21 protein-coding genes are annotated in these 20,179 nt (G+C 67.8%); 14 read left to right on the top strand and 7 right to left on the bottom strand.

Annotated features, from left to right (window positions below):
• Positions 1–31: 31 nt before the first annotated feature.
• The 3 genes from ACO073_RS12020 to ACO073_RS12030 are packed head-to-tail and all read right to left on the bottom strand — an operon-like array spanning position 32 to position 1,688.
• Positions 32–418: a VOC family protein gene (locus ACO073_RS12020; protein WP_421997640.1), complete on the bottom strand. Its 387-nt coding sequence runs from the start codon at positions 416–418 to the stop codon at positions 32–34.
• Between the two features lie 7 nt (positions 419–425).
• Positions 426–1,073, bottom strand: a complete 648-nt coding sequence (locus ACO073_RS12025; RefSeq protein ID WP_421997641.1) for a uracil-DNA glycosylase — start codon at positions 1,071–1,073, stop codon at positions 426–428.
• A gap of 6 nt (positions 1,074–1,079) precedes the next feature.
• A complete protein-coding gene (locus ACO073_RS12030) occupies positions 1,080–1,688 on the bottom strand; it encodes an NYN domain-containing protein (protein ID WP_421997642.1) in 609 nt (202 codons plus the stop codon).
• Between the two features lie 140 nt (positions 1,689–1,828).
• Between ACO073_RS12030 and folK the strand changes: the two genes are divergently transcribed.
• From folK to ACO073_RS12100, 14 genes are all read left to right on the top strand, one after another.
• Positions 1,829–2,344, top strand: coding sequence for a 2-amino-4-hydroxy-6-hydroxymethyldihydropteridine diphosphokinase (folK, locus tag ACO073_RS12035; RefSeq protein ID WP_421997644.1), 516 nt, complete (start codon positions 1,829–1,831; stop codon positions 2,342–2,344).
• Positions 2,345–2,432: 88 nt separating this feature from the next.
• Entirely contained in the window at positions 2,433–2,795 is a 363-nt protein-coding gene (gene rpoZ, locus ACO073_RS12040) for a DNA-directed RNA polymerase subunit omega (RefSeq protein WP_421997645.1), read from the top strand.
• A gap of 85 nt (positions 2,796–2,880) precedes the next feature.
• Entirely contained in the window at positions 2,881–5,061 is a 2,181-nt protein-coding gene (locus tag ACO073_RS12045) for a RelA/SpoT family protein (RefSeq protein WP_421997646.1), read from the top strand.
• Positions 5,062–5,119: 58 nt separating this feature from the next.
• The gene (locus tag ACO073_RS12050; protein ID WP_421997647.1) at positions 5,120–5,866 is read left to right on the top strand and encodes a pyridoxine 5'-phosphate synthase; all 747 of its coding nucleotides are present in this window, start codon (positions 5,120–5,122) and stop codon (positions 5,864–5,866) included.
• Positions 5,863–6,264, top strand: coding sequence for a holo-ACP synthase (gene acpS, locus ACO073_RS12055; protein ID WP_421997648.1), 402 nt, complete (start codon positions 5,863–5,865; stop codon positions 6,262–6,264). Before ACO073_RS12050 ends, acpS begins: the two co-directional genes overlap by 4 nt.
• A 27-nt stretch (positions 6,265–6,291) precedes the next feature.
• The gene (locus ACO073_RS12060; protein WP_421997649.1) at positions 6,292–6,507 is read left to right on the top strand and encodes a hypothetical protein; all 216 of its coding nucleotides are present in this window, start codon (positions 6,292–6,294) and stop codon (positions 6,505–6,507) included.
• An 89-nt stretch (positions 6,508–6,596) separates the two neighbouring features.
• On the top strand, positions 6,597–7,421 hold the full coding sequence (lepB, locus tag ACO073_RS12065; protein WP_421997650.1) for a signal peptidase I: 825 nt from the start codon (positions 6,597–6,599) through the stop codon (positions 7,419–7,421).
• Positions 7,373–8,113 carry a ribonuclease III gene (gene rnc, locus ACO073_RS12070; protein WP_421997652.1) on the top strand — a complete coding sequence of 247 codons (741 nt, stop codon included), beginning with the start codon at positions 7,373–7,375 and terminating at the stop codon, positions 8,111–8,113. Before lepB ends, rnc begins: the two co-directional genes overlap by 49 nt.
• Entirely contained in the window at positions 8,110–9,039 is a 930-nt protein-coding gene (gene era / locus ACO073_RS12075) for a GTPase Era (protein ID WP_421997653.1), read from the top strand. The genes rnc and era overlap by 4 nt, the downstream gene beginning before the upstream one ends.
• A gap of 6 nt (positions 9,040–9,045) precedes the next feature.
• Positions 9,046–9,774 (top strand): DNA repair protein RecO, encoded by a 729-nt coding sequence (gene recO, locus ACO073_RS12080; RefSeq protein ID WP_421997654.1) that lies wholly within the window; start codon positions 9,046–9,048, stop codon positions 9,772–9,774.
• A gap of 72 nt (positions 9,775–9,846) precedes the next feature.
• On the top strand, positions 9,847–12,090 hold the full coding sequence (gene parC, locus ACO073_RS12085) for a DNA topoisomerase IV subunit A (protein WP_421997656.1): 2,244 nt from the start codon (positions 9,847–9,849) through the stop codon (positions 12,088–12,090).
• Positions 12,091–12,095: 5 nt separating this feature from the next.
• Positions 12,096–12,902 (top strand): undecaprenyl-diphosphate phosphatase, encoded by an 807-nt coding sequence (locus tag ACO073_RS12090; protein ID WP_421997657.1) that lies wholly within the window; start codon positions 12,096–12,098, stop codon positions 12,900–12,902.
• 67 nt (positions 12,903–12,969) lie between these two features.
• Positions 12,970–14,076, top strand: coding sequence for a TRAP transporter substrate-binding protein (locus ACO073_RS12095; protein ID WP_421997658.1), 1,107 nt, complete (start codon positions 12,970–12,972; stop codon positions 14,074–14,076).
• Positions 14,077–14,371: 295 nt separating this feature from the next.
• Positions 14,372–15,478: a TRAP transporter substrate-binding protein gene (locus ACO073_RS12100; protein WP_421997659.1), complete on the top strand. Its 1,107-nt coding sequence runs from the start codon at positions 14,372–14,374 to the stop codon at positions 15,476–15,478.
• An 88-nt stretch (positions 15,479–15,566) separates the two neighbouring features.
• Here ACO073_RS12100 and ACO073_RS12105 read toward each other — a convergent pair whose 3' ends face one another.
• The 4 genes from ACO073_RS12105 to ACO073_RS12120 all read right to left on the bottom strand — a co-directional run bounded on the left by ACO073_RS12105 (position 15,567) and on the right by ACO073_RS12120 (position 20,154).
• Positions 15,567–17,231: a TRAP transporter large permease gene (locus ACO073_RS12105; protein WP_422002125.1), complete on the bottom strand. Its 1,665-nt coding sequence runs from the start codon at positions 17,229–17,231 to the stop codon at positions 15,567–15,569.
• A 64-nt stretch (positions 17,232–17,295) separates the two neighbouring features.
• Complete coding sequence (locus ACO073_RS12110; protein ID WP_421997660.1) at positions 17,296–17,832, bottom strand: TRAP transporter small permease subunit; 537 nt, start codon at positions 17,830–17,832, stop codon at positions 17,296–17,298.
• Positions 17,833–18,004: 172 nt separating this feature from the next.
• Positions 18,005–19,591 carry a TRAP transporter large permease gene (locus ACO073_RS12115; protein ID WP_422002126.1) on the bottom strand — a complete coding sequence of 529 codons (1,587 nt, stop codon included), beginning with the start codon at positions 19,589–19,591 and terminating at the stop codon, positions 18,005–18,007.
• Between the two features lie 17 nt (positions 19,592–19,608).
• Positions 19,609–20,154: a TRAP transporter small permease subunit gene (locus ACO073_RS12120; protein WP_421997661.1), complete on the bottom strand. Its 546-nt coding sequence runs from the start codon at positions 20,152–20,154 to the stop codon at positions 19,609–19,611.
• Positions 20,155–20,179: the final 25 nt, after the last annotated feature.

The following is a 20,179-nucleotide window of genomic DNA, read 5'->3' on the forward strand; positions in this document are numbered from 1 at the left end:
GGTAGAGCGCCGCAGCGACGCGCTCACATCGTCAGATCTCGGCGTAGATCTCGATCACGTTGCCTTCGGGATCGCGAAAGAAGATCGTGCGATGGCCGAACGGATGGTCGGTCAACGGCGAGAGGAGCTCGACGCCCTTGGCTTCGAGCGCTGCGGCGCATTCGGCGACGGCGGGCGGCGGCACGCGGAACGCGAGCTGCAGCGACGCCGTCCCGACCGCCGGCGCCGGGTCGCCGAAGCGGCCGTGCACGGTCAGCGCCAGCGTGTTGGCGCCCACGCGGAACTCGATCCAGCGCTCGCTCAGCACGCGCAGCAGCGGGAACTCCATGACCGTCTCGTAGAAGTGCCGCATCGCCGCGAGGTCGCGGGCGAAGATGACCGTGTAGTCGATCTGGCGGATCTGGCTCAGCGCCTGCATGGGTTGCTCACTTCAGCACGTTGGCGACCGCGTCGAACACCGCGTGGAACATCTCGGTCGTCAGACGGCCGGTGTTCGTGTTGTAGCGCGAGCAGTGGTAGCTGTCGGCCAGGATGAGGCCGGTCGGCAGGTCGTGCAGGCGGCCGTGGATGAAGGGAAAGGCGCTCGCGGGCCGCATGGTGAGGGCGCGCAGGATCTGGTCGTGCGCTCCCTTGCCCAGCGCCACGATGACCTTCAGGTCCGGCATGACCGCCAGCTCGGCCTGCAGGAAGGGCCGGCAACTGGTGAATTCGGCGGGCAGTGGCTTGTTCTCGGGCGGCAGGCAGCGCACGGCGTTGGCGATGCGGCAGTCGAGCAGGCGAAGCCCGTCGGCGGGGTCGGCGCGGTAGGTGCCCTGGGCGAAGCCGTATTTCAGCAGCGTCGAGTAGAGGAGGTCGCCGGCATAGTCGCCGGTGAAGGGTCGCCCCGTGCGGTTGGCCCCGCGCATGCCGGGCGCCAGGCCGACAATCAGCAGCCTGGCGTCGAGGTTGCCGAAGGAGCGGACGGGGGCGTTGCACCAGTCGGGGTACTGGCCCTGCAGTTCGTGGCGGAAGGCGACGAGGCGGGGGCAGCGGGGACAGTCGGCAGGAGGCTCCGCGAAGGTCGAGGCGGCCACGGCTGGCTAGGCCGAGCGCACCAGAGGCTCGCTCGGGCTCTCGCCCTCGCCGTTGGCGGCCGGCCGCGAGGGCCTCTCCGACGGGTTGCGGGCGATCAGCGGGGCCAGCTCCGAGAGCTCGATGAAGTCGTCGGCCTGCCGCCGCAGCTCGTCGGCCACCATGGGCGGCGAGGACTTGATGGTGCTGACGACCGAGACGCGCAGGCCCTTGCGCTGCACCGCCTCGACCAGGCGCCGGAAGTCGCCGTCGCCGGAGAACAGGATCACATGGTCCAGATGCTCGGCCATCTCGAGCACGTCGATGGCCAGCTCGATGTCCATGTTGCCCTTGATCTTGCGCCGGCCGGTGGCGTCGGTGAACTCCTTGGTCGGCTTGGTGACCATCGTGTAGCCGTTGTAGTCCAGCCAGTCGATCAGCGGGCGGATCGGCGAGTATTCCTGATCCTCGACCAGGGCCGTGTAGTAATAGGCCCGGACCAGGCGGCCCTTCTCGCGGAAGACCTTGAGCAGCCGCCGGTAGTCGATGTCGAAGCCGAGGGAACGGGCGGCCGAGTAGAGGTTGGCGCCGTCGATGAACAGCGCAACGCGCTCGTTTTCGTAGAAATTGCCCTTCATGGCCTGAGATCCTGTCGAATATGCGCAGATCGAACGAAATTTTATCGAGTATGGAGAGGATAATACCGGAGCCGCTTCCCACTCGACGTTAACTCTAGGACATTAGGGTATATCCAACAACGGTTTGGCGGATCCTGACGGTGGAAAAACCCGGGCCCTCCTCGATCTATGTCGGCCTCGGCGGCAACCTGGAGCATCCCGCCATCGGTGGCCCCCGCCAGGTGCTGGAAGCGGCCCTCGAGGCCCTGGCGCGCCGCGGCGTCATCCTGCGGCGCCTGTCGCCCTGGTATCGTACCGCGCCGGTGCCGGCATCCGACCAGCCCTGGTATGTCAATGCGGTGGCCGATGTCGCGACCGACCGGCCGCCGGACGCCTTGCTGGCACTGCTGCACGAGGTCGAGGACGCGTTCGGCCGCCGCCGCAGCGTGGCCAACGCGGCCCGAGTCATAGACCTCGACCTGGTGGACTATCGGGGCCTTCGGGCGCCGGGCGGGCCCGGCAGGGCCATCCTGCCGCACCCCCGCCTGGAGGGCCGGGCGTTCGTGCTGCGCCCCCTGGCCGACCTGGCGCCGGACTGGCGCCATCCGGCGTCCGGCACCCCGATCCGGGCCCTGCTGGCGGCCCTGCCGGCCGATCAGGCCATCGAACGGCTCTAGCCGGGCCGAGGACATTGCCCCTTTGCTGCCCTTGTCTTTTGGGGCGGGGAGGGTATAACCGCCCGCTCCCGCGAAATCAGAGGCTGCCATGGCGCGCGTCACCGTCGAAGACTGCATCGTGCAGGTCCCCAACCGTTTCGAGCTGGTCATGTTCGCCGCCCAGCGGGCGCGCGACATCTCGGCCGGCGCCCAGATCACGCTCGACCGCGACCGCGACAAGAACCCGGTGGTGGCGCTGCGCGAGATCGCCGAGACCAAGCTCGACCAGGCGGTCCTGAAGGATTCGCTGATCTCCGGCATGCAGAAGCACGCCGACATCGACAAGCCGGAAGAGGTCAACGAGATGGCCGAGCTCGAGCAGGAGCTCGCCGCCGCGCTGGCGCAGGGCGGCGCCGAGGCCGCCCAGCCCAAGGCCCTGCCGATGGCCGAGGAAGACGACATCGTCGAGTAGGGGCGAGCGCGGCCGGAAGAGCCGCGCTCCGGCCACGAAACATCGTGGAGCGGGCGCAATCGTCCCCATATAATGGGCGATTGCGATGATTCGTCAGTTCGAACTGGTTGAGCGCGTTCATTCCTACGATCCGGATGCGGACGAGGACATGCTGAACCGTGCCTACGTGTACGGGCTGAAGAAGCACGGCACCCAGCTGCGCGCCTCGGGCGACCCCTATTTCTCCCACCCGGTCGAGGTCGCGGGCATCCTGGCCGAGATGAAGCTCGACACCGCCTCGATCGTGACCGGCCTGCTGCACGACACGCTGGAGGACACGGACGCCACGCGCGACGAGATCGCCGGCATGTTCGGCGAGAGCGTGGCCCGGCTGGTCGACGGCGTGACCAAGCTCAGCCGCCTCGAGGTGCAGTCGGAGAGCACCAAGGAAGCCGAGAACCTGCGCAAGCTGGTGCTGGCCATGTCCTCGGACATCCGCGTGCTCCTGGTGAAGCTCGCCGACCGCCTGCACAACATGCGGACGCTCCACCATATCAAGGATCCGGCGCGCCGCCGGCGCATCGCCCTCGAGACGATGGACCTCTATGCGCCGCTCGCCTCGCGCATCGGCATGGAGAACATCAAGCGCGAGCTCGAGGAGCTGGCCTTCGCCGAGCTCAATCCCGACGGCCGTGCCTCCGTCGTGGCCCGGCAGGGATACCTGCGCGAGCGCGGCGAGCAGCTCGTCCCGCAGATCGAGGCGGAGCTGGTCAGGACGCTGAAGGAAGGCGGCCTCGCCGCCCACGTCTCGGGCCGCGAGAAGACGCCCTATTCGATCTGGCGCAAGATGCAGACCAAGAACGTCTCGTTCGAGCAGCTCTCGGACATCATGGCGTTCCGCATCATCGTGGCCGATATCGGCCAGTGCTACCAGGCGCTCGGCCTGCTGCACGGCCGCTACCAGGTGATTCCCGGCCGCTTCAAGGACTACATCTCGGTCCCCAAGCCCAACGGCTATCGCTCGCTCCACACCGGCGTCATCGGCCCGCTCGGCCAGCGGATCGAGATCCAGATCCGCACGGAGGACATGCAGGACCAGGCCGATCGCGGCGTCGCCGCCCACTGGATCTACAAGCAGGGTGGACCCTCGACCGACGCGCCGCAATACGCCTGGCTGCGCAGCCTGATCGAGATCCTCGACAAGGCGCCCAACGCCGAGGAATTCCTCGAGCACACCAAGCTCGAGATGTTCCAGGACCAGGTCTTCTGCTTCACGCCCAAGGGCAAGCTGATCGCCCTGCCGCGCGGCGCGACGCCGATCGACTTCGCCTACGCCGTCCACAGCCAGGTCGGCGACACCTGCGTCGGCGCCAAGATCAACGGCCGCATGCTGCCGCTCCGGACGCAGCTCTCCAACGGCGACCAGGTCGAGATCATCACCTCGAAGGCCCAGACGCCGTCGCCGACCTGGGAGCGCTTCGTCGTCACCGGCAAGGCCAAGGCGGCGATCCGGCGCTTCATCCGCACCCGCCAGCGCGAGCAGTACCTGCAGCTCGGCCGCTCGCTGCTCGACAAGACCTTCCACGAGGAGGGCTACGAGGTCACCGAGAAGGGGCTGGACGGGGTGCGTGCCAACTTCAAGCAGGCCAGCACCGACGACCTCGTCGCGGCCGTCGGCGCAGGGCTGATCGGCTCGCGCGAGGTGCTGACGGCGGTCTATCCCGGCCTGAAGCAGCCGGCGCGCAAGGACGGCGGCGCCGATGTCGTGCCGATCGCGCGGGCGCGCAACAAGGCGGCGGCGGATGCCGGGCGCCCGGTGCCGGCCGATCCCAACCAGATCGCCATCCGCGGCCTGATCCCCGGCATGGCCGTCCATTTCGCGCGGTGCTGCCATCCGCTCCCCGGCGACCGCATCGTCGGCATCATCACCACCGGCAAGGGCGTGACCATCCACACGATCGACTGCGCCACCCTGGAGAGCTTCTCCGATACGCCGGAGCGCTGGATCGACGTCGGCTGGGACACGATGGAGGGGGTCCCGCAGGGCGTCTACACCGGCCGGCTCAAGGTCACGGTGGCCAACCAGCCCGGCAGCCTGTCCAAGCTTTCGACGGTGATCGCCCGTCACGAGGGCAATATCTCCAACCTGCGCATCGTCAACCGGTCGATGGACTTCTTCGACATGGTGATCGACGTCGAGGTGGCGGACGTGAAGCATCTCGCCAACATCACCGCCGCGCTGCGCGCGACGCCGGCCATCAACGCCGTCGAACGGGCGCGGAATTGATGATTGCAACCAGACTCCCTCCCCGGCGCTGCTGGGGAGGCAAAGGACGAGTGAGTAAATGCCCCCGCTTCCCCATCAGCGCCTCGGCGTCAACGTCGACCACGTAGCCACCGTGCGCAACGCCCGCGGCACGCCCACCCCCGATCCGCTGCGTGCCGCGCTGCTCGCCGCCAGGGCCGGCGCCGACGGCATCACCGCCCATCTTCGCGAGGATCGGCGGCACATCGTCGACGACGACATCGCCCGCCTGAAGGACGGACTCGGCCTGCCGCTCAACTTCGAGATGGCGGCGACCGAGGAGATGGTGGCGATCGCGCTGCGCCACCGGCCGCACGCTGCCTGCATCGTGCCCGAGAAGCGCGAGGAGCGGACGACCGAAGGCGGGCTCGACGCGGTCGGCCAGCACAACCATCTCAAGCCGCTGGTGGCGCGGCTTGCCGACGCCGGCATCCGCGTCTCGCTGTTCATCGAGGCCGATCCGCGCCAGCTCGACATGGCGGTGGCGCTGGGCGCGCCCGTCGTCGAGCTGCATACCGGCCGCTACTGCGAGATCGAGGGCGAGGCGCAGCAGGCGGAACTCGCCCGCATCGCCAGGGCCGCGGCCTACTGCGAGCAGCTGGGGCTGGAATGCCATGCCGGGCACGGGCTGAACTACGACAATGTCGGGCCGATCGCGGCCATCCCCAACGTGCGCGAGCTCAACATCGGCCACTTCCTGATCGGCGAGGCGATCTTCGTCGGGCTGGAGGCGGCGATCCGCGAGATGCGCCGGCTGATGGACGCCGCGCGCGGGGCTGCGGCGTGATCGTCGGCATCGGCAACGACCTCTGCGACATCAGGCGCATCGAGAAGTCGCTGGAGCGCTTCGGCGACCGCTTCGTGCAGCGGGTCTTCACGCAAATCGAGCAGCAGCGCTCGGAAGCCAGGGCGGGGCGCGCTGCGAGCTACGCCAAGCGCTTCGCGGCCAAGGAGGCCTGCGCCAAGGCGCTGGGGACGGGCCTGCGGCGCGGGGTGTTCTGGCGCGACATGGGGGTCATCAACCAGCGCGGCGGCAAGCCCACCCTGGCGCTGTCCGGCGGGGCGCTGGCCCGCCTGCTCGAGATCACCCCGGACGGGATGGAGGCGCAGATCGACCTCACCCTGACCGACGAGTATCCGCTGGCGCAGGCGATCGTCATCATCTCGGCCGTGCCCAGGGCATGAGCGACCGGGCGCCGCCGCTTCCGCCTGTTGCGCCCCCGCGCGCCTCGCCGCGGCGCCGGCGGTCCCTGCACCGTGCCGCCCGGCCATCCCGTCCTGGGCGACAAGCGCGACGATTCGCTCGACCGCCGGTTCCGGGTCCGGCGGGACCGGTATCTGCCCGCCCGCCACGTCGAGGGGGCGGCGATCCGGGTCCACTGGGCCGGCCTCGATCATTTCGACGGGACCGGTACAGCCCTGAAATGACCACAAACGCAGCGCTCCCATGCCGCGGCGTGCCGGGAGACAGCGCCTTCGGGGCCTGCTATAGGCCCGGTTTGTCGGGATGGTAGGCGATGACGGACGTGGCTGAGCGCCGCAAGCGTGGACAGGACAAGGCTGGGGGCTGGGGCGAGACCGTCCGCACGGTGGTCTATGCGGTTCTTATCGCGCTGGTGGTGCGCACCTTCGCCATCGAGCCGTTCAACATCCCCTCGGGCTCCATGATCCCGACGCTGCTGGTCGGCGACTATCTCTTCGTCTCCAAATACTCGTACGGCTACAGCAAGCATTCCTTCCCCTTCTCGATGGGGCTTTTTCCCGGCCGTATCTTCGGATCGCCGCCGGAGCGCGGCGACGTGACGGTCTTCAAGTATCCGGGCGACCAGGGGCAGGGGCTCAACAGGACCGACTACATCAAGCGCGTGATCGGCATGCCGGGCGACCGGATCCAGGTGACCAACGGGATCGTCCACATCAACGGCAAGGCGGTCGAGCGCATCAAGATCGGCGACTACGTCAAGCCGAACAACGGCCACTACCAGAAGGGCACGTTGTACCGCGAGACGCTGCCCAACGGGCGCAGCTACACGGTGCTGGAATATTCCGACAACGGCATGTCGGACAACACGCCGGAATTCCTGGTCCCCGCCAACAGCTACTTCGTGATGGGCGACAACCGGGACGACTCGCTGGACAGCCGGACCCGGCTGACGCTGCGCGACTATTCCGGCGGCACGCGCGACCGCGACCAGCTCGGCTGGTACGTCCCAGCGGAGAATCTGGTGGGCCGCGCCGAATTCATCTTCTTCTCGCACGATCCGGCCGTCGCGGGCTGGCTGGAGCCGTGGAAATGGCCGCAGGCGATCCGGTTCAACCGCTTCTTCATGGCCATCCACTGACGGCTGGCGATGTCGACCTCGCGGCCCTGGCCGAGGTGGTGGGGCATGCGTTCGCGCGGCCCGAGCTCGCCGTCGAGGCGCTGACCCATCGCGGCGCGCTCGACCGGCGGTCCGATCTCAAGGCAGCCTTCCCGCACGGCAACGAGCGGCTCGAATTCCTGGGCGACCGAGTCCTGTCGCTGGCCATCGCCGACCAGCTGCTGCGCCGCTTCCCCGACGAGCGCGAGGGCCAGCTCGCCCGGCGCCATGCCGCCCTGGTCAGCGCCCGAACCCTGCGCGAGATCGCCGAGGCGATCGGACTCTCGTCGCACCGCATTGTCTATCGCGGGGCGCCGCCGATGACGCCGACCATCCTGTCCGACATGCTGGAGGCGATGCTGGGGGCGGTCTATCTCGACGGCGGCTTCGATGCCGCGGCCGCGGTCGTCGAGCGGCTGTGGAGCGACCGGCTGGGCCGCGACAATCCCGCGCCGCGGCCGCCCAAGACGCAGCTCCAGGAATGGGCCCAGGCGCGCGGCCTCGCGCTGCCGGCCTACAAGCAGGTCGGCCGCGAGGGCACCGAGCACGAGCCGCTCTTCCTGGTCGAGGTCCGGGTCGGCACGCTGGTGCCGGCGCAGGGCCGCGGCCGGACCAAGCGCGAGGCCGAGAGCGCGGCGGCCGCCGCCATGATCCAGCAGCTGAGCACCCCATGAACGCACCGCGCACCCGCGCCGGTTTCGCCGCCATCGTCGGCGCGCCCAACGCCGGCAAGTCGACCCTGGTCAACGCCCTGGTGGGCTCCAAGGTCTCGATCGTGTCGCCCAAGGTCCAGACCACGCGCATGCGCGTGATCGGCATCGCCATGGCCGACCTCGACGACGGCACGCGCGCCCAGGTCGTGCTGGTCGACACGCCGGGCATCTTCCGCACCGCCAAGCGGCGGCTGGAGCGGGCCATGGTGGCGGCCGCCTGGCAGGGCGCCGAGGACGCCGACGTCGTGGCGCTGATGGTCGACGCCGAGCGCGGCATCGGCCCGGAGACCGAGGCCATCGTCGAGCGGCTGAAGGACCAGCGCATGCCGCGCTACCTGGTGCTGAACAAGATCGACCTGGTGCCGCGCGAGCGGCTCCTGGCGCTGACCGCCGACCTCAATGCCCGGCTGCCCTTCGAGCGCACCTTCATGGTGAGCGCGCTGAAGCAGGACGGGATCCGGGACGTGCTGGCCACGCTGGCGGCCGCGCTGCCCGAGGGCCCGTTCCTCTATCCCGAGGACCAGGCCGCCGACCTGCCGATGCGCCTGCTGGCCGCCGAGGTGACGCGCGAGCAGGTCTTCCTCCAGCTTCACCAGGAACTGCCCTACGAGGCCGCGGTCGAGACCGAGAAGTGGGAGGAGCGGAAGGACGGCAGCGTGCGCATCGAGCAGACGATCCACGTCCAGCGCGACGGCCAGCGCGCCATCTTCCTCGGCAAGGGCGGGACCCGCATCAAGCAGATCGGCGCCCGCGCCCGCCACGAGCTCGGCCGCATGCTCGACCGGCCGGTCCATCTCTTCCTGCACGTGAAGGTGAGCGAGCGCTGGGCCGACGATCCGGCGCATTACCGGGCCATTGGACTGGACTACGAGCCCAAGTCATCCTGAGCGGCCATGGAATGGACCGACGAGGGCATCGTCCTGTCTGCCCGGCCGCACGGCGAGGGCGGGCTTGTCGTCTCGCTGCTGACCCGCGAGCACGGCCGGCATGCCGGCTTCGTGCCGGGCGGCGGCTCGCGGCGCGCGCGGCCGGTCTGGCAGCCGGGCAACCTGGTCGAGGTAGGCTGGCGGGCGCGGCTGGCCGAGCAGCTCGGCAACTATGCCGGTGAGCTGCGCGAGCCCCACGCCGCACGGGCGCTCGACAGCGCCGTCGAGCTGGCGGGGCTGAGCGCCGCCTGCGCCGTGCTCGACGCCGCCCTGCCGGAGCGCGAGCCGCATCCGGCGATCTTCGAGGGCGTCTCCGCCTTCCTGGGGACGCTCGGCCATCCCGGCTGGCCCGCGATCTACGTCCGCATCGAGCTCGGCCTGCTGCAGGAGCTGGGCTTCGGCCTCGACCTCGCCCGGTGTGCCGCGACCGGCACGACCGAGGACCTGGCCTACGTCTCGCCGCGCACCGGCCGGGCCGTCAGCCGGGCCGCCGCCGCGCCCTACAAGGAGAAGCTGATCGAGCTGCCCGGCTTCCTGTCCACCGGCGGGCTTCCGGGCGACGACGAGGAATTGCGCAAGGGGCTCGACCTGACGGGTTTTTTCCTCGAGCGCCACGTCTTCTGGCCGCACAACAAGCCCTTGCCTGCCGCGCGGGCGAGATTTATGGAGACGCTCACCCTGCCATCCCGAGCGTAGCGAGGGACGACAGGGAGGCAGCAACAACGGTCGCGGACCAACCGCGGACCATTCCCCTCTCGCGTCGTGTAGATGGCAAAACGCAGCACCAACGTCGTTCCGCTGGCGGCCGTGAAGCCGGTGTCGTTCGGGGAGGCGCTCTCCGAGCGCTACCTGTCGTACGCGCTGTCGACCATCATGGCCCGCTCGCTGCCCGACGTGCGCGACGGGCTGAAGCCGGTGCATCGCCGGCTGCTCTACGCCATGCGGCAGCTGCGGCTCGACCCCAACAGCCCGTTCAAGAAGAGCGCGCGCGTGGTCGGCGACGTGATCGGCCAGTACCATCCGCATGGCGACCAGTCGATCTACGACGCGCTGGTGCGCCTCGCCCAGGACTTCGCCGCACGCTATCCGCTGATCGAGGGCCAGGGCAACTTCGGCAACATCGACGGCGATAATCCGGCGGCCATGCGCTACACCGAGGCGCGCCTCACCGAGGTGGCCGAGGCGCTGCTGGCCGGCATCGACGAGAACGCCGTCGACTTCCGGCCCAACTACGACGGCTCGACCGAGGAGCCCGTGGTCCTGCCGGGCGGCTTCCCCAACCTGCTCGCCAACGGCGCCGCCGGCATCGCGGTCGGCATGGCCTGCTCGATCCCGCCGCACAATGCCGGCGAGCTGTGCGACGCGCTGCTGCACCTGATCAAGACGCCCAATGCTCGCATCGATACGCTGGTCGATCTCGTGAAGGGCCCGGACTTCCCGACCGGCGGCATCCTGGTCGAGCCGCGCGAATCGGTCGTCGAGGCCTACAAGACCGGCCGCGGCGCCTTCCGGCTGCGCGCCCGGTGGCAGAAGGAGGAGCTGCCCCGCGGCCAGTACCGGATCGTCGTCACCGAGATCCCCTACCAGGTCCAGAAGGGCAAGCTGATCGAGCGCATCGCCGAGATCATCAACGCCAAGAAGCTGCCCATCCTCGAGGACGTACGCGACGAATCGGCCGACGACGTGCGCATCGTGCTCGAGCCGCGCACCGGCCAGGTCCCGGCCGAGCTGCTGATGGAGCAGCTCTTCAAGCAGACCGACCTCGAGATCCGCTTCCCGCTGAACCTGAACGTGCTGGACAAGGACAATACGCCGCGCGTGATGGACCTTCGCCAGGCGTTGCAGGCCTTCCTCGACCATCGCCGCGAGGTGCTGGTGCGGCGGTCGACCCATCGGCTGGCCGAGATCGAGCGGCGGCTGGAGATCCTCGACGGCTACCTGATCGCCTATCTGAACCTCGACAAGCTGATCAAGATCATCCGCGAGGAGGACGAGCCCAAGCCCAAGATGATCAAGGCGTTCGGGCTCACCGACCTGCAGGCCGAGGCGATCCTCAACATGCGGCTGCGCGCCCTGCGCCGCCTAGAGGAGTTCGAGATCAAGGGTGAGCACAAGAAGCTTACCGCCGAGCGCAAGGACCTCAAGGCGCTGCTCAAGGACGAGACGCTGCAGTGGGGCCGCATCGCCGACGAGGTCCAGGAGACGAAGAAGAAGTTCGGGGCCAAGACCACGCTCGGTCGCCGCCGCACCGAGCTGGCCGACGCCCCTGCCGAGATCGAGCATGCGATCGAGGACTTCGTCGAGCGCGAGCCGATCACCGTGGTCCTGTCGGAGAAGGGCTGGATCCGCGCCGCCAAGGGCCATCTCGACGAGAAGGCGACGGCCGACCTCAAGTACAAGGAAGGCGACGGAAGGCGCTTCGCGCTGCACGCGCAGTCCACCGACAGGCTCCTGGTATTCGCCACCAACGGCCGCTTCTACACGCTGGGCTGCGACCGGCTGCCCGGCGCGCGCGGGCATGGCGAGCCGATCCGGCTGATGATCGAGTTGGGCAACGAGCAGGACATCGTCACCCTCGAGGTGCTGAAGGGCGGCCGCCGGTTCCTCGTCGCCTCCGATGCCGGCCGCGGCTTCGTCGTGCCCGAGGACGAGGTGGTGGCGCAGACGAAGAACGGCCGGCAGGTACTGAACCTCGCCGACAAGGAGAAGGCGCAGGCCTTCGCCGTGGTGGCCGAGGGCGCGGATTCGATCGCGGCGCTGAGCGAGGGCCGCAAGCTCCTGATCTTCCCGCTCGATCAGGTCCCGGAGATGGGCCGCGGGCGCGGCGTGCTGCTCCAGAAGTCCAAGGGCGACCGCCTGTCGGATGCCCAGGCGTTCCGGCTGCAGGACGGACTGCCCTGGGCCAACCGGGTGATCGCCGCCAGCGAGCTCAAGTTCTGGCGCGGCGAGCGCGCCCAGGCCGGCCGCATGCCCGAGAAGGGCTGGCCGCGCGCCAAACGCTTCAAGGACTGAACACCATGGACCTGGCGCTGATCTGGAAGGCCGTGCTGATCGGCGTCATCGAGGGGTTCACGGAGTTCCTGCCCGTGTCCTCGACCGGCCACATCATCCTGGCCGAGGAGGTGCTCGACTTCGAGGGCCCGCCGGGCAAGGTCTTCGAGATCGTCATCCAGCTGGGTGCGATCCTCGCGATCTGCTTCCTCTACCGGGCCAAGCTGATCGCCACGGCCGCGGGCCTGGTCCAGCGCCAGGCGTCGGCCGTGCGTTTCACGGCGGCCATCGTCGTCGCCTTCCTGCCGGCCGCCGTGGTCGGCGTGTTCGCGCACAAGGCAATCAAGACCCTGCTGTTCGACGCCCGCGTCGTGGCGGTGGCTTTGATCGTGGGCGGCATCGCCATCCTGGTGATCGAACGGTTCGCGCAGAGGCCGCGCATGAAATCGGTCGAAGAAGTCGGGCTGAAGACCGCCTTCCTGATCGGGCTCTGCCAGTGCCTCGCCATGATCCCCGGCGTGTCGCGCTCCGGCGCCACGATCATGGGGGCCCGGGTCTTCCGCGTCGACCGTGCGGCGGCCGCGGAGTTCTCGTTCTTCCTGGCCATTCCCACGATGCTGGGCGCCACGGTCTACGACCTCTACAAGAACTGGTCGACGCTGGACTGGAGCGGGGGCGGCGTGATCGCCATCGGCTTCGTCGCCGCCTTCCTTTCTGCAGCCGTCGTGGTGGGACCTTTCGTGCGGTTCATCAGCCGGCACGGTTTCGGCGTGTTCGCCTGGTACCGCATTGCGCTGGGCGCATTGGCGCTTGCGCTTCTGTACATGCGTTGAGGCTTGCCGCCCGGGGGCGCGTGCCATAAGCCCGCGCCATCACAGCGTTCCGGGAGTCTGCCTTTTCATGCAACGTCGTAAGTTCCTGCGTACCGCCGGGGTGGGTGCCGCCGCCACGGCCGCCACCGGTGGCCTTGCCGCCCCCGCCATCGCCCAGTCCGCGCCCGAGCTCAAGTGGCGCATGACGTCGAGCTTCCCCAAGTCCCTGGACACGATCTTCGGCGCCTCCGAGATCTTCGCCAAGTACGTCGCCGAGGCCACCGACAACAAGTTCCAGATCCGCGTGTTCGCGGCCGGCGAGATCGTGCCCGGCCTGCAGGTCGCCGACGCCGTCCAGAACGGCACCGTCGAGATGGGCCACACCGCCTCGTACTACTACGTCGGCAAGGACCCGACCTTCGCGCTCGATTGCGCCATCCCGTTCGGCCTGAACGCGCGTCAGCAGGATGCCTGGCAGAACTGGGGCGGCGGCCGCGAGGCGATGGCCGACTTCTTCAAGGACTACAACATCCACTCGATGCCGTGCGGCAACACCGGCGGCCAGATGGGCGGCTGGTTCCGCAAGGAGATCAAGACGGTCGACGACCTCAAAGGCCTGAAGATGCGGACCAGCGGGTTCGCCGGCCTGGTCCTCACCAAGCTCGGCGTGGTGCCGCAGCAGATCGCCGGCGGCGACATCTATCCGTCGCTCGAGAAGGGCGCGATCGATGCCGCCGAATGGGTCGGCCCCTATGACGACCAGAAGCTCGGCTTCAACAAGGTCGCGCCCTACTACTACTATCCCGGGTGGTGGGAAGTGGGTCCCCAGCTCTCCGCCTACGTGAACCTCGGCAAGTGGAACGAGCTTCCGAAGGCATACCAGGCGATCGTCGAGGCTGCGGCCGCCAAGGCCCACACGGCGATGCTGGCGAAGTACGACGCCCAGAATCCCAAGGCGCTGCGCGAGCTGGTCGCGGGCGGCACCAAGCTGCTGCCGTTCGCGCCGGCCATCCTCGAAGCCTGCTATGTCGCGGCCAACCAGGTGTACGACGAGACCATGGCCAAGAACGCGCGCTTCAAGAAGATCTACGAGCCGTGGAAGGCGTTCCGTGGCGAGTCGGTCCTGTGGTTCCGCGTCGTCGAGAACACGCTGGACAACTTCATGGCCCGCCAGTCGGCAGCCAACAAGCTCTGACCTTCGGCGCCACCGCGCCGTCGCGAAAGCCCCGCCTCGGCGGGGCTTTCTTTTTGGGCCGGCGAACGACCGGACGGCGTCTGGAAGAGGCGCCGGGCGGACACATTGAACGCTTGTAAGGAGCCGGCAAGGTTCGCTGCAGAGAGACCGCAAAACCGGACCTTTTTGCCTTCGGGCCGGAGGCAAATGCGCACGAACAAGGCAGACTTCGTCTTTCCAAACAGTATTCCGCGTGCCAGTCTTGCGCCGCCAAAGGGGGGCCGCGTGGGCTTCCCCGTAGGGAGGTAGAATACAGATGAAGCGTAGAAAGTTTATCAGGACCGCGGGCGTCGGCGCCGCGGGCGTTGCCGCCGCCTCGACCGTCGTCGCCGCGCCGGCCATCGCCCAGAGCATGCCCGAGGTGAAGTGGCGTTTGACCTCGAGCTTCCCGAAGTCGCTCGACACGCTGTACGGCGGCTCCGAGCTTTTCGCCAAGACCGTCAGCGAGATGTCGGACGGCAAGTTCCAGGTCCGCGCCTTCGCCGCGGGTGAGATCGTCCCGGGCCTGCAGGTCGCCGACGCCGTCCAGAACGGCACCGTCGAGGCCGGCCAGACCGCCGCCTACTACTACTTCGGCAAGCATCCGAACTTCGTCTTCGAGACCGGCCTGCCGTTCACCATGAACCAGCGCCAGTACTATGCCTGGCTGGACTTCGCGGGCGGCCACGAGCTCGTGAACGAGTTCTACAAGGAATACAACTTCCGGTCCTTCACCTTCGGCGGCACGGGCTGCCAGATGGGCGGCTGGTTCCGCAAGGAAATCAAGTCGATGGACGACATGAAGGGCCTGAAGTTCCGCGTCGGCGGCTTCGCGGGCCTGATCCTGCAGCGCCTCGGCGTCGTTCCCCAGCAGATCGCCGGCGGCGACATCTATCCGGCGCTGGAGAAGGGCACGATCGACGCCTGCGAATGGGTCGGTCCGTACGACGACGAGAAGCTCGGCTTCAACAAGGTCGCCAAGTACTACTACTATCCCGGCTGGTGGGAGGGCGCGTCGGTCGGCTCGCTCTACGTCAACAACAAGGCCTGGGAAGAGCTTCCCAAGCCCTACCAGGCGATGGTCGAGGCGGCTGCCGGCCGCGTCACCTCGTGGATGGTGCCCAAGTACGACGCCTCCAACCCGGCGGCGCTGCGCCGCCTGGTCGCCGGCGGTACCGAGCTGCGGCCGTTCCCCCGCGCCGTGCTCGAGCCCTGCTTCCTCGAGGCCTACAAGTTCTATGACGAGCTGTCGGCCAAGGATCCGAAGTTCAAGAAGATCTACGACAGCCTGAAGGCGTTCCGCACCGACGAGAATCTGTGGTTCCGCGTCGCCGAGAACACCTTCGACAACTTCAACTTCTCGATGTCGGCGCAGGGACGATAGTCGCCGCGTCGGCCCAGACCGCAAAAGGAAAGCCCCGCCGGCGACGGCGGGGCTTTTTCTTGGGCCGCGGGAGGGCTTGCGGCCGCCGCTACTTGAAGACGGGCGGCGGCGCCGGCTCCTCGTTGGGCGGGGCCTGCAGCTCGATCTTCACCTTGCTCGGATCGACTTTGGGGCCGTCGTCGAGGCCTGCCGTCACCAGGCCCGGGAAGGCGATGACGATGGCCACCATGATGACCTGCACGAACACGAAGGGTATGGCGCCCCAGTAGATCTCCGCCGTCGTGACCCCGTCCATCGTTCGGCCGGTGACCTTGTCGACGTACTTCCCGTCGGGCGCCACCGAGCGCAGGTAGAACAGGGCGAAGCCGAAGGGCGGGTGCATGAACGAGGTCTGCATGTTGACGCCCAGCAGCACGCCGAACCAGATGAGGTCGATGCCCAGCGACTCGGCGGGCTTGGCCAGCAGCGGGATGATGATGAAGGCCAGCTCGAAGAAATCGAGGAAGAAGGCCAGCAGGAAGATCAGGATGTTGACGACAATCAGGAAGCCGATCGCGCCGCCGGGCAGGGCGAGCAGCAGGTGCTCGACCCACAGGTCGCCGTTCACCCCGTAGAAACTCAGGCTGAAGACGCGCGCGCCGACCAGGATGAAAACCACGAAGGCGGTGAGCTTGGCCGTGGTGTCCATCGCCTGCTTGAGCAGGTCGAACGACAGGCGACGGTTGGCGATCGCCAGCAGGAGCGCGCCGGTGGCGCCCATCGCGCCGCCCTCGGTGGGGGTGGCGAGGCCGATGAAGATCGTTCCCAGCACCAGGAAGATGAGGGCGAGCGGCGGCATCATGACGATGACGACCTGCTGGCCGAGGCGGCTCAGGATGCCGAGCTTGAGGATGCGGTTGGCGAGGGCCACGGCATAAGCCACGAGACCTGCCGCCGCCCACGCCCAGATGCCCTCCCATTCGAGGAAGTGCGAAAGGCCCAGCGCGATCACCACGACGGCGACCACCAGCACGAGCAGCGACGTGTAGCCGGCGCTGCCGTCGTCCTCCTTCAGCTGGCGGGCCTCCGGCGGCAGCGCCGGCGCACACGACGGATTGAGGATCGTGCGCGACAGGACGTAGCCGACGTAGAGGCCGGTCAGGACCAGGCCGGGGAAGATCGCGCCCTTGTACATGTCGCCGACCGAGCGGCCGAGCTGGTCGGCCAGCACGATCAGCACCAGGCTGGGCGGGATGATCTGGGCCAGCGTGCCCGAGGCCGCGATGACGCCGGATGCCAGCTTCCGGTCGTAGCCGTAGCGCAGCATGATGGGCAGCGAGATCAGGCCCATCGAGATCACCGATGCGGCGACGACGCCCGTCGTGGCGGCGAGCAGGGCGCCGACGAAGACCACGGCGTAGGCGAGGCCGCCGGGCAGCGGTCCGAACAGCTGGCCGATCGTGTCGAGGAGATCCTCCGCCATGCCCGACCGTTCGAGGATCAGTCCCATGAACGTGAAGAACGGGATGGCCAGCAGCGTGTCGTTCTCCATGATGCCGAACATGCGGTTCGGCAGGGCCTGGAGAAGGTTCGGCGTGAACAGCCCGAGCTCTATGCCGGCGATTGCGTAGAGCAGGCCGAGCGCGGACAGCGAGAAGGCGACCGGGTAGCCCATCAGCAGGAAGAAGACGAGCGACGCGAACATGATCGGCGCCATCTCCGCCTTGATCCAGGCGGCCGGCACGCTCTGCGGTGCGAAGAACGCGATCGCCATCAGGGCGACGAGCGCGACAAGGAACGCGTAGAAGAACCCGCGAAGGACTTTCATGGCGGGATCCTCAGTGCGTCTTGGGCTGGCTGCGTGGATCGACGTAGACGCCGCGCATCACGCCGATCTGCTTGATGATCTCCGAAATGCCCTGCATCAGCAGCAGGCCGAAGCCGACGATGATCATCAGCTTGGCCGGCCAGCGGATCAGCCCGCCGGCGTTGCTCGAGACCTCGCCGATCCGCCAGGATTCGATGAAATAGGGCCAGGACTCGTAGAGCATGATCAGGCAGAGCGGCACCAGGAAGAAGACGTGCCCGAACAGCGCGATGCGGTGATTGGCCCGCTCCGAGAGATGGCTTGCGACGATGTCGATCCGGATGTGCTCCTTGCGCAGCAGCGCATAGCCGGCACAGCCCAGGAAGATGACGCTGAACAGGTACCACTGCATCTCGAGCCAGGCATTGGAGCTGGCGTTGAAGAATTTGCGGGATACCGCGTTCGTGGTGCTGATCAGCACCGTGATGAGAATGAGCCAGTACAAGGTCCGACCGACCAACTCGGTGGTCTTGTCGATAATCGCACTCAACTTGAGAAGTCCCGACACTGGCTTCCCCCTACCGAATAACCAATTCTTCTTTGCTTGCGGTCGTCGGTAGCGGGGATCGAACCCCGTCCACCACGCGACAGGACGCCACATCTAGCAGAAAAAGCCGGTAGTGGAAGCAGTTTGACGATGCCGGGTGAACTCCAGCCCGGAACTGGGGTTTGCCGGCACTTCAGTCCCTGTGCGGCGGCAGGCCGAAGACCGGTGGGGCGTTCTCCGGTTCCGCCGGCTGCAGCTCGATCCTCACCTTGGCCGGGTCGATGCCCGACGGCTCGTCGAGGAAGTAGGTCACCGACTCCGGCAGGGCGATCACGATCACCACCATGATCAGCTGGAGCACCACCCAGGGCACCGATCCCCAGTAGATGTCGGCGCTCTTGACCTCCTTGGGCGCCACCGACCGCAGGTAGAACAGCGCGAAGCCGAACGGCGGATGCATGAACGACGTCTGCACGTTGACGCACAGCATGACGCCGAACCAGATCAGCGCGGCGTCGTGGCCGACCACCGGCTCCAGGATCTTCTGGGCGACCGGGGCCAGCATCGGGACGATGATGAAGGCGATCTCGAAGAAATCGAGGAAGAAGGCCAGGAAGAAGACGAAGAGGTTCACGACCACCAGGAAGCCCCAGACGCCGCCGGGCAGGCCCGACATCAGATGCTCGACCCAGAGGTTGCCGTCGACGCCCTGGAAGGTGATGGAGAAGCAGGTGGCGCCGACCAGGATGAAGGCGACCATGGCGGTGATGCGCATGGTCGCCTGGCTGGCCTGCACGATGAGGTCGCGCAGCTCGCGCACCTCCCAGGCCCGCCAGCACAGCCAGACGATGGCGGCGAACATGACGGTGAAGGCCAGCTGGAAGGGGAGCGACTTGAAGGCGACCATGCCGATCGCCGTGCCCGCGATCGCCGCCGCGCAGCCGCCCCAGAAGACCCACTGGTCGAACCGCGTCAGCGGCGCGTTGCGCACGACGGCCAGGACGATGGCGCCGATCGCGCCCATGGCGCCGGCCTCGGTCGGCGTCGCCAGGCCCATCATGATCGTGCCCAGCACGAGGAAGATGAGGACGGCGGCGGGAATGATGCCCCAGGCGCACTTCACGAGCAGCGCCTTGCCGAACAGGGTCCGCGGCACCGGCGGCAGGGCCTCCGGCTTCACCAGGGTGAGGTAGAACGTGTAGCCGGCGAACAGGGCGATCTGCAGGATCGAGGGTCCCCAGGCGCCGAGGTACATGTCGCCGACCGAGCGGCCGAGCTGGTCGGCCAGCACGACCAGCACCAGCGACGGCGGCACGAGCTGGGTGATCGTGCCCGACGCCGCCAGGACGCCGGTGGCGTAGCGGATGTCGTAGTTGTAGCGCCGCATCACCGGCAGGGTGATCAGCGCCATGGCGATGACCTGCGCCGCCACCGTGCCGGTGATGGCGCCCAGGATGAAGCCCACGATGATGGTGGAATAGCCCAGCCCGCCCTTCACCGGCCCGAACAGCTGGCCCATCGATTCGAGCATGTCCTCGGCCAGCCCGCACTTCTCCAGGATCGCGCCCATGAAGGTGAAGAACGGGATGGCGAGCAGCAGCTCGTTCGACAGGATGCTGCCGAAGACGCGCCCCGGGATGGCCTGCATGAAGGCCATCGTGAAGTAGCCCATCTCGATCGAGACGAAGCCGAAGAAGAAGCCGACGGCGGCCAGGGAGAAGGCGACCGGGTAGCCGATGATCATGAACACGACGAGGCCGCCGAACATCAGCGGCGGCATCCACTCGAGCGGGATGGTCACTGGGTCGGCCTCTCGTAGTGGGCTTCGAGGCTCTCGACCGGGAATCCGTTGAGGAAGGCGACGCGCTTGATCAGCTCGGACAGGCCCTGGAGGGCGACGAGCACGAAGCCGACCGGCATCACGAGCTTGATCGGCCAGCGCAGCAGCCCGCCGGCGTTCGAGGACCCCTCGAAGGTCGCGTAGGACTGCATGAAGAACGGCCAGCTCAGCCAGGCGAGGATGGTGCAGGTCGGCAGGAGGAAGATCAGCGTGCCGAGGATGTCGATCCACAGCTGGCCGCGCCGCCGCAGCATCATGTAGAGCAGGTCGACGCGAACGTGCTCGTTGCGCTTCAGCGTATAGGAAGCGCCGAACATCACGATGACCGCGAACATGTACCACTGCATCTCGAGCCAGGCGTTCGAGCTGCGGTCATAGGCGTAGCGGATCATGGCGTTGCCGCCGCTCACGACGCAGGCGAGCAGCACCAGCCAGTTGCAGACGTTCCCGATCTTCTCGTTGACCTTGTCGACGATGCCACTGAACCAAAGCAGCGAACGCATCCGGCCTCCCCGGCGGACCCTTGTC

Source organism: Reyranella sp. (assembly GCF_965229815.1).
Lineage (GTDB): Bacteria > Pseudomonadota > Alphaproteobacteria > Reyranellales > Reyranellaceae > Reyranella.

Bases quoted from the DNA above. Each gene is read 5' to 3' on its own strand.
- ACO073_RS12020 (WP_421997640.1), bottom strand. From the start codon at position 418: ATGCAGGCGCTGAGCCAGATCCGCCAGATCGACTACACGGTCATCTTC.
- ACO073_RS12030 (WP_421997642.1), bottom strand. From the start codon at position 1,688: ATGAAGGGCAATTTCTACGAAAACGAGCGCGTTGCGCTGTTCATCGAC.
- rpoZ (WP_421997645.1), top strand. From the start codon at position 2,433: ATGGCGCGCGTCACCGTCGAAGACTGCATCGTGCAGGTCCCCAACCGT.
- ACO073_RS12045 (WP_421997646.1), top strand. From the start codon at position 2,881: ATGATTCGTCAGTTCGAACTGGTTGAGCGCGTTCATTCCTACGATCCG.
- ACO073_RS12050 (WP_421997647.1), top strand. From the start codon at position 5,120: ATGCCCCCGCTTCCCCATCAGCGCCTCGGCGTCAACGTCGACCACGTA.
- lepB (WP_421997650.1), top strand. From the start codon at position 6,597: ATGACGGACGTGGCTGAGCGCCGCAAGCGTGGACAGGACAAGGCTGGG.
- rnc (WP_421997652.1), top strand. From the start codon at position 7,373: ATGGCCGCAGGCGATCCGGTTCAACCGCTTCTTCATGGCCATCCACTG.
- era (WP_421997653.1), top strand. From the start codon at position 8,110: ATGAACGCACCGCGCACCCGCGCCGGTTTCGCCGCCATCGTCGGCGCG.
- recO (WP_421997654.1), top strand. From the start codon at position 9,046: ATGGAATGGACCGACGAGGGCATCGTCCTGTCTGCCCGGCCGCACGGC.
- parC (WP_421997656.1), top strand. From the start codon at position 9,847: ATGGCAAAACGCAGCACCAACGTCGTTCCGCTGGCGGCCGTGAAGCCG.
- ACO073_RS12090 (WP_421997657.1), top strand. From the start codon at position 12,096: ATGGACCTGGCGCTGATCTGGAAGGCCGTGCTGATCGGCGTCATCGAG.
- ACO073_RS12095 (WP_421997658.1), top strand. From the start codon at position 12,970: ATGCAACGTCGTAAGTTCCTGCGTACCGCCGGGGTGGGTGCCGCCGCC.
- ACO073_RS12100 (WP_421997659.1), top strand. From the start codon at position 14,372: ATGAAGCGTAGAAAGTTTATCAGGACCGCGGGCGTCGGCGCCGCGGGC.
- ACO073_RS12105 (WP_422002125.1), bottom strand. From the start codon at position 17,231: ATGGCGATCGCGTTCTTCGCACCGCAGAGCGTGCCGGCCGCCTGGATC.
- ACO073_RS12115 (WP_422002126.1), bottom strand. From the start codon at position 19,591: ATGCCGCCGCTGATGTTCGGCGGCCTCGTCGTGTTCATGATCATCGGC.
- ACO073_RS12120 (WP_421997661.1), bottom strand. From the start codon at position 20,154: ATGCGTTCGCTGCTTTGGTTCAGTGGCATCGTCGACAAGGTCAACGAG.